The organism is Methylophaga thalassica (assembly GCF_030159795.1).
Lineage (GTDB): Bacteria > Pseudomonadota > Gammaproteobacteria > Nitrosococcales > Methylophagaceae > Methylophaga > Methylophaga thalassica.
The window spans coordinates 444,597-457,906 of the sequence record NZ_BSND01000003.1 but is presented as its reverse complement, the minus strand read 5'-3'; the positions used below and the strand labels follow the sequence as shown (position 1 = coordinate 457,906).

At 43.3% G+C, this 13,310-nt stretch carries 12 protein-coding genes; 1 reads left to right on the top strand and 11 read right to left on the bottom strand.

The genetic code is table 11. The annotated features are described in order from the left end of the window. Positions 1-7: 7 nt before the first annotated feature. The 10 genes from QQL60_RS02355 to lepA are packed head-to-tail and all read right to left on the bottom strand — an operon-like array spanning position 8 to position 9,374. A complete protein-coding gene (locus tag QQL60_RS02355; protein ID WP_284722279.1) occupies positions 8-2,074 on the bottom strand; it encodes a translocation/assembly module TamB domain-containing protein in 2,067 nt (688 codons plus the stop codon). A gap of 2 nt (positions 2,075-2,076) precedes the next feature. Further along, positions 2,077-2,961, bottom strand: coding sequence for a cysteine synthase CysM (gene cysM / locus QQL60_RS02350; protein ID WP_284722278.1), 885 nt, complete (start codon positions 2,959-2,961; stop codon positions 2,077-2,079). Continuing rightward, positions 2,961-3,344 carry a holo-ACP synthase gene (gene acpS, locus QQL60_RS02345; protein ID WP_273182161.1) on the bottom strand — a complete coding sequence of 128 codons (384 nt, stop codon included), beginning with the start codon at positions 3,342-3,344 and terminating at the stop codon, positions 2,961-2,963. The genes cysM and acpS overlap by 1 nt, the downstream gene beginning before the upstream one ends. Continuing rightward, positions 3,341-4,072, bottom strand: coding sequence for a pyridoxine 5'-phosphate synthase (pdxJ, locus tag QQL60_RS02340; RefSeq protein WP_284722277.1), 732 nt, complete (start codon positions 4,070-4,072; stop codon positions 3,341-3,343). The genes acpS and pdxJ overlap by 4 nt, the downstream gene beginning before the upstream one ends. A 12-nt stretch (positions 4,073-4,084) precedes the next feature. Continuing rightward, positions 4,085-4,798: a DNA repair protein RecO gene (recO, locus tag QQL60_RS02335; RefSeq protein ID WP_284722276.1), complete on the bottom strand. Its 714-nt coding sequence runs from the start codon at positions 4,796-4,798 to the stop codon at positions 4,085-4,087. Positions 4,799-4,807: 9 nt separating this feature from the next. Continuing rightward, positions 4,808-5,713 carry a GTPase Era gene (gene era, locus QQL60_RS02330; RefSeq protein ID WP_284722275.1) on the bottom strand — a complete coding sequence of 302 codons (906 nt, stop codon included), beginning with the start codon at positions 5,711-5,713 and terminating at the stop codon, positions 4,808-4,810. Then, positions 5,710-6,393: a ribonuclease III gene (gene rnc, locus QQL60_RS02325; RefSeq protein WP_007145687.1), complete on the bottom strand. Its 684-nt coding sequence runs from the start codon at positions 6,391-6,393 to the stop codon at positions 5,710-5,712. The genes era and rnc overlap by 4 nt, the downstream gene beginning before the upstream one ends. After that, entirely contained in the window at positions 6,393-6,770 is a 378-nt protein-coding gene (locus QQL60_RS02320) for a DUF4845 domain-containing protein (RefSeq protein WP_284722274.1), read from the bottom strand. Before QQL60_RS02320 ends, rnc begins: the two co-directional genes overlap by 1 nt. Positions 6,771-6,780: 10 nt before the next feature. Further along, positions 6,781-7,557, bottom strand: a complete 777-nt coding sequence (lepB, locus tag QQL60_RS02315) for a signal peptidase I (protein ID WP_007145689.1) — start codon at positions 7,555-7,557, stop codon at positions 6,781-6,783. 20 nt (positions 7,558-7,577) lie between these two features. Beyond that, the gene (gene lepA, locus QQL60_RS02310; RefSeq protein WP_007145690.1) at positions 7,578-9,374 is read right to left on the bottom strand and encodes a translation elongation factor 4; all 1,797 of its coding nucleotides are present in this window, start codon (positions 9,372-9,374) and stop codon (positions 7,578-7,580) included. A 292-nt stretch (positions 9,375-9,666) separates the two neighbouring features. Between lepA and QQL60_RS02305 the strand changes: the two genes are divergently transcribed. Then, positions 9,667-10,995 (top strand): MATE family efflux transporter, encoded by a 1,329-nt coding sequence (locus QQL60_RS02305; protein WP_284722273.1) that lies wholly within the window; start codon positions 9,667-9,669, stop codon positions 10,993-10,995. A 287-nt stretch (positions 10,996-11,282) separates the two neighbouring features. Here the strand turns inward: QQL60_RS02305 and QQL60_RS02300 are convergent, their stop codons facing one another. Beyond that, positions 11,283-13,262: a TonB-dependent receptor domain-containing protein gene (locus QQL60_RS02300; protein ID WP_284722272.1), complete on the bottom strand. Its 1,980-nt coding sequence runs from the start codon at positions 13,260-13,262 to the stop codon at positions 11,283-11,285. Positions 13,263-13,310 lie beyond the last annotated feature (48 nt).

Below are 13,310 nucleotides of genomic sequence, written 5' to 3'. Positions count from 1 at the left end.
CCTCTCCTTACTCAATAATGGGTCCAGAACTATTTTGTACCGCTTTGATACGTTCTAATAAATCAGCCCAGTCCACTCTACGCGTATAGCCAATCACATCAATCCATGGTGGTAACCCGCCCCCACCTTTGACAATATAGTACCCCTGATCAGCATCTTCGATGCCAGCCATTTCACAAACATCATTCCGTAAATGACATGACAGTCCTAAACGTTTATAAGAAAAGTCATCAAAAAAACGTAAAAAACTTCTCGAAATCATCCCTGTCGCGCCACCACCGACCTGCGTTAAATTATCCACGGCACGCTGACTGATAATGCGTTTTCCCGGATTATCTTTAGAGGTCGCCAACTTGGCATCAAACTGCACAGGTTGCCAGTTAGACAAACGCAAGTTATAGATTTCTCCAGTAACACGTCCGGTAATCTTGCCGACATCAAAGGTCTTGGTTAACAAGGCTAAATCCAAATCGTTCATATCAATATTGGCATACAGTTGTGGTAATACACCTAAAGGATCGGTTAAACGTAAATCACGAATAACTGTTGTGCCATCAAAGACTTTGACCTGTAACGCACCATCAATGGTGAGTTTATGTGATTGATAACGCACATGAGGAATCACGCCAGATAACTTACCGTGCATTGTTGGCCAACCCAGCGCCTCGGTTAAACTTTCCATGGATATCGGTAACAATAAACCATCAAATGACCATGTTATCTGCTTATCTTCTTGCTGCTGCAAACTCAATTGGTTAATTTGCAGTTCACCATCCAAAACAGGAATGCTGGTTTCCTCGACTAATTTAAAGCCATTTTTAACGGTTTGTGCATGCAACTGACCCGCACCAATATCAATGGCATAAAGCTTGGCTTGCTGCCAGGATAAATGACCATCCAAAGGGGTTTGTTTATTGGTCCAGACCAGCTCGCCATTTAAATTCTCAGCATTGTAGCGTTGCTGGCTATCCGTAACATTTACCTTATCCAGTGTAGCTGTGAGCTGATACTGCTTATCAGACCAACTGAGCGATGATGAGACCTGACCTGATACCTGTAAATTGGCAGCCGCGGTACCCACCATAAAAGGTTTTACCCATGTTGGATAAAATGACGATAGCGTGCTTATGGTGACATCCGCTTCCACTTTCGTCGGCACGTTATCCGTGACCTCAGCGAGAGCCTCTAAGCTGAACTCTTCTGACTGACTTAACTTAATATCCGCCAAAGTCCAGTGATTTGTCTGGGTTTCAAATTTGCCTTGTACACTCAGTGTGATAGGAGAAACCGATAAATCAACAAACACGGGATCGCTGTAGGCCTGACCAGCAGTCAACGAAGATGAAACAACAAAGTCCCAAGTATCATCCGAATTATCTAAGGACACTTCTCCCTGCATCGCGATATTTTCAGCCACCTGGCTTGCTGTCGCATTACTAAAACCCAAGTCAGTGAATTGCCATTTTGCGATGCCAGACACTATTCCCAGTGTGTTTCCATCAAGACGAGCTTGAACAGATACTTGCCCTTGTGGCTGCCAGTCAATGACAGCATCAAGGTAATGTTTATCCATGAATTGGGGTAGCCATTTCTGTAATGCTAATAACGAGATATTCTGAGCATCAATATCCGCATTCCACTGCTGCTCAGCAAGGTTAACAGCAAGATTTATCGTACCGCCATCTAATTTCAGATTTTGTAGCTGCAGATCATAGTGTTCGTCTTCTGTATTAGCATCAATACTAAATTGAACGCGTTGCTGGCCTAACTCAGCTTGAAAAAACTGTAAGGTGCCTGACTGACAGGAAAAGCCCTCTGTTAGCCAGGCCGCGTTAGCACACTCAAATGTTACATTGTGTAATTGATTCAGCGGGGCCGGTAAAGTGATTTGGGCAGCCTGCCCTGAAAGTTTCAGGCCTTCAGAGGTAAACCGGACAGCGGTTTTCAGATCTTTTGCATCAAATTTTTCTGCCCAGCTATGATCAATATTAATTTGAATCGTATTAATGGCCAATACAGGCAATGACCATATACATAGCCACAGGAATACTGACTTTAGCGTCAGATATTTCATTATCAGGCAGGGAAAACGCCTGTTGAGATATAACGGTCGCCGCGATCACAGACAATACTGACAATCACCGCATTCTCTACCTGTTCAGAAACTTTCATGGCGGCGGCTAATGCCCCACCTGATGATACACCAGCAAAAATTCCCTCTTCAGCCGCCAGACGACGCATCATGGTTTCAGCTTCATCTTGCGTGACATCTAATGTCATATCAATACGTTCTGGTTCAAAAATCTCAGGTAAATAAGCCTGAGGCCAACGACGAATACCGGGAATATTAGCGCCTTCTGCGGGCTGAACGCCAACCACCTGAATCGCTGGATTTTGCTCTTTTAAATATCGCGATGTGCCCATGATGGTACCCGTGGTTCCCATTGAACTAACGAAGTGGGTAATTTCACCGTGTGTATCAGCCCAGATTTCTGGACCCGTTGTTTCATAATGGGCCAGCGGATTATCAAAGTTACCAAACTGATTTAGCACCTTGCCTTTGCCTTCTTTTTGCATCTGTAGCGCTAAATCTCTGGCGGATTCCATCCCATCGGTCAGAATCAGTTCAGCACCATAGGCTTTCATGGAAGCACGACGCTCAGCGCTACTGTTTTCCGGCATAATCAGAATCATCCGGTAACCCAAAATAGCCGTGACCATCGCTAATGCAATACCGGTATTACCGCTGGTTGCTTCAATTAAAGTATCACCCGGCGTGATATCACCACGGAGCTGAGCTTGCTGAATCATACTGACCACAGGTCGGTCTTTGACTGAACCAGCGGGATTATTGCCTTCCAGCTTAACCAGAATCGTATTAGTGCTATCACCAGGAATACGCTGTAATCTGACTAAAGGTGTGTGGCCGATAAAGGCTTCAATGGTCGGGTAAGATTTCATCAATTTGCTTCCATTAAAACGACATAAGCAATCGCGTATTCATGATCATCACTCAGGCTTAACATGGCCTTATCAATATGCATTTTCTGTTTCAGCTCAAGTCCTACTCTCTCAAACTGTAATTCTGGTTTGCCAAGGGGATCATTTTTGACACTGATATGGCGTAGACTCAAACCATCCCGAAAACCTGTTCCCATAGCTTTAGCTGCCGCTTCTTTTGCTGCAAAACGTTTTGCTAAAAAATTAGCCGGTTTGAGCTGTAATTTGAACTCACTGAACTCAGCATCACTGAGTATTCTCTCAGCAAATTTATCACCATGTTTATCGAGTAAGGCCTGCATTCGGGGAATATGAACCAGATCCGTACCAATGCCGATAATCATCTGCGGCGTGCATCCTGCATCAATTGTTTCATCTCACGCACGGCTGCCTGAAACCCAGTAAAAACCGAGCGAGCTACGATGGCATGACCGATGTTTAATTCCACCAGTTCAGGTATTGCCGCGATTTTCTGTGTGTTGTGGTAATGCAGACCATGTCCGGCATTCACCTGTAATCCTCTTTCATGAGCTTGTTTCGCCGCTTGTGCAATAATCGCCAGCTCATGCTCGGCTTCTGCATCCGTTTCTGCATCAGCATAACGGCCTGTATGTAATTCCACCACAGGCACACCACAGGCAATAGCGGCTTCGATTTGAGCCAGATCAGGATCAATAAATAACGAAACACGCACATTTGCCTCTGCTAGACGCTGACAAGCCTGCTGCATGCGAGATAATTGCCCCGCTACATCCAACCCACCCTCGGTAGTCAGTTCTTCACGTTTTTCGGGTACCAGACAGCAATCTGCCGGACGATATTTTTCGGCCATCGCCAGCATGTCTTCCGTTACCGCCATTTCCAGATTCATTTTTGTCTGCAGGATATCGCTTAACATCGCCACATCGCGTTCCTGAATATGTCGACGATCTTCACGTAAATGCAGAGTAATACTGTCAGCCCCTGCTTGTTCCGCTTCAATCGCCGCCTGAATAGGATCTGGATAGCGCGTACCACGGGCCTGACGTAATGTGGCGATATGATCGATGTTGACACCTAGATAAATAGACATGAATCTCCAAACTCAGTTTGTTTTTGTATTAAATTGATTAAGACCAGCAAATAACTGACGGCTATGTAAAGTCCGGCCGCCCAGATAATAATTTATCACTGACCGCATCATATGTTTGATTTCTTTCAGGCTAAGCTCATCAAACCCGGCTTCTTGTTCGAGATGACGCAGACTTCGTCCTGATACCGTATTTTGCAGACGCTGACCGAATACACGTCGAGGACCGCTGTCAGGGTAGTAGATATAAATACCATCCTCTTCAATCGCTTCTCCCGACTCGGCATCCACCGTTAAGGCCAAGCCATAACCAAGATGACTCAGTAAGGCTTTTTCAAATAAACGCAGTGTAATCTGCTCATTATTCTTTTGCTGGAGCGAAGAGAGAGCCTGGCGATAGGCATCAAAAATGTCTGGTTCAGCTTCATGAACAGGGAGTAATTTCACCAATAACTCATTCATATAAAGCCCGCACAAACTGGCATTTCCGAGCAAACGATAACCGGGCTCATCTTTTTCTATCTGACTTAAGGTCACTAAGTCACCACGGCCATACCAGCTTAACCATACTGGCTGGAATATCTGTATCAATGATGACCGTTTTTTTGTCTGCCTGAGCCCCCGGGCCACCAGACTTACACGACCATGATCACGGGTTAACACATCGACCAGTGAACTGGTTTCCCGATACGGTCTGTGATGTAGAATAAAGGCTGATGTCAGCTCCACAAGCGACCACTACAAATCGTCGTTATAACCCAGATTTCTTAACATACGTTCGTTGTCAGACCAGCCTTCACGCACCTTAACCCAGATTTGTAAAAAGACTTTACAGCCGAATAACTGTTCCATTTCCAGTCGTGCATCCTGGCCTATGAGTTTGAGCTGTTCACCCTTTTTACCAATCACGATGGATTTCTGACCGCTACGCTCAACATAAACAACAGCGCCGATCCGGTACATGCCTTCTTCTTCCTCAAACTGCTCAATTTCTACAGTGAGTGAGTAAGGCAGTTCCTGCCCAAGATAACGGAATAATTTTTCACGAACGATTTCACCGGCCAGAAATCGAGAACTGCGATCGGTTAACTGATCTTCATCAAAGATCATCTCGCCTTCCGGCATTAACTTGGCTATTTCCTGTTCCAGTACGTCGGTATTCATACCTTTGCGTGCAGAAATAGGCACAACAGCAGCAAAATCATACTGGGGTGCAAGCTCTTGTATTTGTGGTAATAAATCAGATTTATCTGATAATTTATCTGCTTTGTTTAACACTAAAATAACCGGCGAACGTGCATCTTGTTGAATGCGTTTTAATACGCGCTGATCATCTTCTGTCCACTTCAGACCTTCCACCACAAACAACACCACATCCACATCATCAATCGAGGCAGCCGCAGCACGATTCATATAACGGTTCATCGCTTTTTTGCCATCACTGTGCATACCGGGTGTATCCACATAGATGAATTGCCCCTTGTCAGTGGTTTTAATGCCCAGAATACGATGGCGAGTAGTTTGTGGCCGACGCGAAGTAATACACAGTTTTTGGCCAAGAATACGATTAATTAATGTCGATTTGCCGACATTAGGACGACCGATAATAGCGATATAACCGGAACGAAATGGTGTTGAGTTCATTGTTTACCTTCAATTAAAGTTAAGGCACGTTCAGCGGCTTTCTTTTCAGCTTTTCGGTGACTGCTACCTTGAGCAACCACGACCTTATCCAGCAAGGTAATCTGACAGGAAGCTTCAAATACCGGTTGTTTTTTATCGGTTTTTAATTCTTTCACGCTATACAAAGGCAGGGGCTGCTTACGACTCTGTAATAACTCTTGTAAGCGTGTTTTGGGATCTTTGACCGTTTCTGTGACGTCGATCGCATCTAATCTTTCAGCAAATAATCTTAAAATAAGATCTTTAACCGGGGTCAGGCCACTATCCAGATAAAGTGCGCCCAGGATAGCTTCGACAGCATCAGCCAGAATAGACTCCCGCCGAAAGCCACCACTCTTTAACTCGCCGGGCCCCAGTATCAACACATCACCTAACTTTAGCTCTCGGCCAAGTTCAGCGAGTGTTTCACCTTTCACTAAAGACGCTCTTAACCGGCTTAACTTTCCTTCCTTAACCTGAGGAAACCGGTTAAATAACTCTTCAGCTATCACAAAGCTCAGGATAGCATCACCCAAGTATTCCAGACGTTCGTTATTTTTTGGATCTGCGCTACGGTGCGTTAATGCCTGTTGTAAGAAGGCGATATCTTTAAATTCTACTTTTAACTGTTTGCACAGGGCTTTTTGCCGCTGGGTTATCATTATAGCTGTGGCTCTACATCAATTTCTTTGTGGAAATGCCCCACAAGATCAATCTGGGCAAAAAACGGTTTTCTGACTTCATAATCAATGACAATCTTGGTCACATATGCCTTATTCTTACCACGAAATACTTCAACATCATCACGCTTTACACTGCTGATATAGCCAATATTAAAACGCTTGGAAAGCAAGGTTTGCACTTCATTTTTGGATAAGTTGTTATTACGCAGTTCGGTTTTCATATCTTCCATAATCTGAACCACACCATAATATTCCTGATACATCGGCACCAAACGAATCGCTAATGTGACAAAGAAAGCGATCAAGGCCATGACAATGACCCAGCCAATTAATGTCATACCACGCTGGTGTTTCATCACAATCTCCTTATTCAATGGACTTACCTAAACGATTCCAGACAATTCCGCCTTCATTCCAGTCCCAACTCATCCAGACAAGGAACGCTTTACCAACAAGGTTTTCTTCAGGGACAGTGCCCCAGTAACGACTATCGTTGCTGTTATCACGGTTATCACCCATTACAAAATAGTGTCCTTCAGGTACTACCGTTTCGCCTTCCACCCGTTTAATGCCAGGTTCAACCAGTATTAAATGGTTATGTTCACCTAATTGCTCAGCGCGTAATTCTGAACCAGGCGCAGCAATATTGATCATGCTTTCCGGCTTTTCGCGCGGATCTTGTGCAACAGGTTTACCATTAATATAAATCGTTTTATTGAAATAACCGACTTTGTCGCCAGGCAGCCCTACAACACGTTTGATGTAATCAATATCCGGATCGTCTTTATGTTTTTTCACCGGATAACGAAACACCACGACATCTCCACGTTGTGGCTCACCTGTATCGAAAATTTTTGTATTAAGAACGGGTAAACGAATGCCATATGAGAATTTATTCACCAGAATGAAATCACCAATGTGCAAGGTTGGCACCATCGATGATGAGGGAATTCGGAAAGGTTCAGCAATAAATGAACGAATCACCAGCACCAGGAGAATAATCGGAAAAAATGAACGTGCGTATTCCACCACCACAGGTTCTTTTGCATCATTATCACGACGTGGGGCCCAGAACAGCTTGTCGATTAACCAAATCAAGCCAGTAATGGCTACCAGTAAAACCATGATTGCGGGAAAACTCACTGTTTAACGCTCCTACCTTTTTATGAATTCTTTGACAGTTGTAAAACGGCGAGGAAAGCTTCTTGTGGAACGTCCACCTTGCCGACTGATTTCATCCGTTTTTTACCTGCTTTTTGTTTTTCCAGCAATTTACGTTTACGAGAAACGTCACCACCGTAACATTTTGCTAATACATTCTTACGCATCGCTTTGACTGTCGAGCGCGCGATAATATGACCTCCAATCGCCGCCTGAATCGCAATATCAAACATTTGACGAGGAATAAGCTCTTTCATTTTTTCTACTAATAACCTACCGCGACTGACACTGGTGTCTTTATGCACAATCAACGACAACGCATCAACACGTTCACCATTAATCATGATATCCAGCTTAACCAGATTGGCGGGTTCAAATCTGACGAAGTGGTAATCAAGCGAGGCATAACCACGGCTGACAGATTTCACACGGTCGAAGAAATCAATGACCACTTCATTCATTGGAAGTTCATAGGTCAAGGCCACTTGTTTACCCATGTATTGCATATTCTTCTGTACACCGCGCTTTTCGACACACAAGGTAATGACCGCACCTAGATGATCTTGTGGTACCAGAATGTCAGCTCTGACGATTGGCTCACGAATTTCTTCGATCGTGCCAATATCCGGTAGTGATGATGGGTTTTCAACGCGAACGACTTCACCATTTTTCTTCAGCACTTCAAACACAACGGTTGGCGCTGTGGTAATCAAGTCAAGATCGTATTCCCGCTCCAGACGCTCCTGAATGATTTCCATATGCAAAAGGCCGAGGAAACCACAACGGAAGCCGAAGCCTAAGGCTTGTGAACTTTCTGGTTCGAAAAATAATGAGGCATCATTTAAACGCAGTTTAGATAAAGCTTCGCGGAAATTCTCATAGTCATCACTGCTGACAGGGAAAATACCGGCATAAACCTGTGGCGTTACCTCTTTGAAGCCTGGCAACATCTTATCGGCACCATGATGTGCATGGGTCAATGTGTCACCTACCGGCGCACCATCAATTTCTTTCACACCTGAAATAACGTAGCCTACGTCACCACAGTCCAGCACATCACAGGGTGTGCGCTTAGGTGTAAAGGTACCAACCTGATCCACCTGATATTCATGTCCGGTCGACATGACTTTGATTTTATCTTTGGTTTTCAGCGAGCCATCAACGATACGGACTAAGGAAATAACGCCTACATAACTATCAAACCAGGAATCAATAATCAGCGCTTTTAAAGGGCCATCAGGATTACCTTTAGGTGCAGGAACTTTAGCTACCAGTTCTTCCAACACATCTTCGATACCAATACCGGTTTTGGCACTGCAACGAACCGCATCCATGGCATCAACACCGATGATATCTTCAATTTCCTGAGCAACACGCTCTGGTTCAGCCGAAGGTAAATCGATTTTATTCAGTACGGGTAAGACTTCTAAGCCCAGTTCAATCGCCGTGTAACAGTTAGCCACACTTTGTGCTTCAACCCCTTGAGCGGCATCAACAACCAATAAGGCCCCTTCACAGGCCGCCAGAGAACGCGATACTTCATAAGAAAAGTCAACGTGTCCAGGGGTGTCGATAAAATTCAGTTGGTAGGTTTCACCATCACGGGCTTTATATTCCAGTGAGACGCTTTGTGCTTTAATGGTAATCCCACGCTCGCGCTCGATATCCATAGAGTCGAGTACTTGTTGTGACATTTCCCGCGCAGTCAGACCGCCACAAATTTGAATAAAGCGATCCGCAATAGTAGATTTACCGTGGTCAATATGGGCGATGATAGAAAAGTTACGTATATTCTTCATTTAGTTACATTTTCATTAGTGACGTCGGTGGCCATCCCGAACAGTTAACATAGATTTTGCATGACATGCATTGTTCCCGCTGGCAGATGATGTTGGCCTTTGAGTCACGCGCTCAGCAAATGACTGGATATTATACGCATTTCACTATCACAAAACGATAATCTAGCGAGTCTGTAGATAAAAACGTGACATACGACAAACTGTCTGACACTCTGTCACCGGTTTTATATAAGCATTAATTTGACCAAAACTTTCTGAATAGAAAAAAGCGTTTTTCTGGATAACAAATATCATGGATAAAGCCGTCCTGTCTGGCCCTATCATTCCCACCTTTTTACGGTTTGCCATTCCCTCCATTTTAGGCCTTTTAGCGATTACCACCGCCAGCATTGTCGATGGTATTTTTGTGGGTCAATTTGTTAGCGCTGAAGGTTTGGCAGGCATTAATTTAATGATCCCTTATCTGTCATTGATATTTGGTCTGGCCCTGATGTTATCGATAGGTGGAGCCGTTCGCGCCGGTTATTACCTTGGACAAAAACGATTTGCTGCTGCGTCAGATGTATTTAGCCAATGTCTTATCGCCATTGTTGTGATTGGTTTGAGCTTTATGCTGCTTTCCTGGTTCTTTGCAGACAGTATTTTAGGATTTCTCGGCACTCCAGAATCCTTACTGACTTTAATACGGCCTTACTATTACATCATCAATGCGGTGCTAGTCGTTCAAATATCCACCATGGTGATGTATTACTTTATTCGCCAGGATAATGCTCAAACCCTGGCTTCTTCAGCATTAATAAGCGGCGCGCTGATCAATATTGTTCTGGATGCACTGTTTATCATCGTATTTGATTGGGGGCTTAAAGGTGCAGCGGCAGCCACGGCTATTGCCCAAATTATCCAGTTAATAATGTTAAGTCGTTATTTTTTACGTGCTAAAAAAACACTTTCTTTTTCATTAACGCAACAGCATTGGTCTGAAATTAAACCGGCCATGTTTAATGGTGGATCCGAGTTTATTAACGAAATCTCTGGGGGTCTGGTTATTTTAGTGCTGAACTGGCTTTTAGTGAGTCGACTCAGTGTCGAAGGCATTGCCGCATTTGCGGTTATCAATTATCTGATTTTTATCAGTTTGATGCTGTATTACGGTATTTCAGATGCATTGCATCTGGTTGTCAGCCAAAATCATGGTGCTCAGAATGTGCAGCGTATCCGCCAGTTTCTATTAACTGCGTTGAGTTGTATTTTACTGATTAGTATCAGCCTGACGCTTTGTTTAGTCTTTTTCCCTGAACAAATCAGCAAACTGTTTTTAGATGAAACGGCAGAACAGACACTGCAGTTATCCCAACAATTTATTGCTTTGTTATGGCCATTATTTTTGATTAATGGCGTTAACGTCATTATGTCTATCTACCTGACAGCCATTCAAAAACCCATTCCATCCATGGTTATTGCATTATCAAGAGGTTTATTTTTGCCGGTTCTACTTTTGCTGCTTTTCTCATGGTTATTACCCGAACCCAAATTTCTGATCGCTTTACCACTTTCAGAGTGGCTGACCTTTATTATTGCCATTGTCCTGTTCAGCTGGTATCGACCCAGCAAACAGACTTAGGATGATGTTCGATAAAACACATGTTCTTTAAAATTATCGGAGTTGTCTGTAAAGCAGATTCTTTCTGGCACTTCATAACAACCTATTAAAGAACAGTCGTATAGCCCTTCTGTTATCAATGATTTTTATATTGGCATTTATCGATAACATTCTTGTTACTTACTCTGACAACCATGAAGCAAATATACAGTCTTTGAATAGAGGTATTATCCAGCACAAAAAATAAGCCAGATATAATTATCTGGCTCAATAAAAAGTCTGAGAGAGTATTCAGACACTTGGGGAAATTAAAATTGCCATGCGACGCTCAAGCGGACATCACGGCCCGGTTCAGGAAGACCTTTAATGCCTTCATAATCAGGCACACTCTCCCACGAAGCATTAGTGGCATGATCAAGATAATATTTGTCGAATATATTTCTTACTGTCAGCGTAACCTCAATGTCTCTGTAAGATGATGGATGCCATTGTGCATAGAGGTCATGTACGCCATAACCAGGTTTGTCAATTTTTGTGCCTTCAGCAATACCGGGAGCAACAGCATCAACGCTATCTCCCTTAACAAACTTGGCATTCCAGCCCAAACTCAATTCAGATGATAGCTCATAGTCGACTTGAGCAAGGAATAAATCACCAATACTGGTGGCAGCCCCATTATTACCGTACTGGCTAGCATCCTTACCATCAATTTCAGCATTGTTATGATGGTAACTCACTCGAGCCATAACTTTATCCCAGCGGTGTCCTATTTCAACAATGTACCCATCCGACTCCAAATCACCGACGTTAGTGTAATAAACGGGACCGAAAAGCTCATCAGCGATGAGATCATCAATTTTTGAACGATATATTTTTGCAGAACCGAACCAAGATTCGGACCCATATTCCAGACCAAACTCAATATTACTCGCATCTTCTGGTTTTAAATTAGGATCATTTGAGCCTGAATATAATTTATATGCATCAGGTGAAAGCGGGCCTTTAAACGCTTCTGCATAAGAAGCAAATGCACTCCAATTATCGGTGAAATGATAATTTAATCCTATATTAGGACTTACTTCACTCTCATCGAACTCAACATCATTTCTATCCTCAAGCTTGTATTTGTCATAACGCAAACCAGCGCTTAAGAGCAAGTCTTCTGTAAGCTGAATATCGTCTTGAATGTATAGCCCCTTTACTGTGGCATTTTCTTCATATCTTTGCTTATCTGAAGGTGGTCCAGCATAGGTTTCATCTCGACGATAGTCCATACCATAGGTGACTTTATGCATGCCTATCAGTGAGCTATTTCTCAAATCGAAACCTTTACTCTCACCTGCTCCAATAAAGGGATCTTCAGCGTCAGCACCACTTCTATCAAGCTCTGATTTGATATTGTATAGTGTTAAGCCTAAGTCAATATACTGATTATCTAGTGGATTAAGTTCATAATTAAAAGTGACCGTTTCTCTTTCCAGATCATATGGCTGAATACGATTAAAGCTACTGACAATCCATTGAGGTCGGTTCGCTCTATCCCCCTCATCCGTCCTTTTTTGATAACTCAACCGTACTTTTTGACTATCAGTTAATTGCCCTACAACTTTGGCAAACAGAAAGTCTTGATCAAACTTTGTGCCCTCAATTTCATCACCATTCCCATCTTCATACTCGCTTGGGTTATAGCTAGTCGCTGAGACCATTGCACTCCAGTCGTCATTTAATCGTCCGAAAAGACTTGTATTGGTCTTAAAGCTATCTGTATTGCTGGAAAACATGCCTTTTACTAATCCACCAAGTTTTTCACCCGGTTTCAGCATATCTTCTGGATCTTTGGTGACAAATTTGACAGAACCACCTAAGGCACCGGCACCAGACAGAGCATTACCTGCCCCAGCATTCACTTCTACTCTTTTTAGTAACTCTGGCTCCACACTGATTCTCCCAGCGTGATGATAAAGTCTTGTCGCCTGAACTGCGCCATCGATACTGATATTTAGCAGTTGATCTTCAATTCCCCTGACGTATAGCTTCTGAGCTAAATCAGTTCCCCCCCCGATACTAACCTCGGGAGACTGACTAAAAAGATCTTCAAGATCATTTGGCTGTAGCTTTTCAATTTGCTCTGCATTAACACTGTTCGTTTCTGGTGTCACGGTATTACTGACTACATTCAATGTGTCTAACTCAAGTGTTTCTGCTGATACAGGTTGTGTTGATAAACCTGCTAAAACAGCGAGTGTTAGCATCGTTGGTTGACTTATTTTATTTAAATAAATTCTCACATCCACCCCTAAATAATAATCATTATCAAATAACACGTAATCGCATTC

What these genes read in the sequence shown, in the direction of transcription:
- QQL60_RS02355 (WP_284722279.1), bottom strand. Translation starts at nt 2,074, where the DNA reads ATGAAATATCTGACGCTAAAGTCAGTATTCCTGTGGCTATGTATATGG.
- QQL60_RS02320 (WP_284722274.1), bottom strand. Translation starts at nt 6,770, where the DNA reads ATGAAACACCAGCGTGGTATGACATTAATTGGCTGGGTCATTGTCATG.
- acpS (WP_273182161.1), bottom strand. Translation starts at nt 3,344, where the DNA reads ATGATTATCGGCATTGGTACGGATCTGGTTCATATTCCCCGAATGCAG.
- rnc (WP_007145687.1), bottom strand. Translation starts at nt 6,393, where the DNA reads ATGATAACCCAGCGGCAAAAAGCCCTGTGCAAACAGTTAAAAGTAGAA.
- era (WP_284722275.1), bottom strand. Translation starts at nt 5,713, where the DNA reads ATGAACTCAACACCATTTCGTTCCGGTTATATCGCTATTATCGGTCGT.
- cysM (WP_284722278.1), bottom strand. Translation starts at nt 2,961, where the DNA reads ATGAAATCTTACCCGACCATTGAAGCCTTTATCGGCCACACACCTTTA.
- lepA (WP_007145690.1), bottom strand. Translation starts at nt 9,374, where the DNA reads ATGAAGAATATACGTAACTTTTCTATCATCGCCCATATTGACCACGGT.
- pdxJ (WP_284722277.1), bottom strand. Translation starts at nt 4,072, where the DNA reads ATGTCTATTTATCTAGGTGTCAACATCGATCATATCGCCACATTACGT.
- QQL60_RS02305 (WP_284722273.1), top strand. Translation starts at nt 9,667, where the DNA reads ATGGATAAAGCCGTCCTGTCTGGCCCTATCATTCCCACCTTTTTACGG.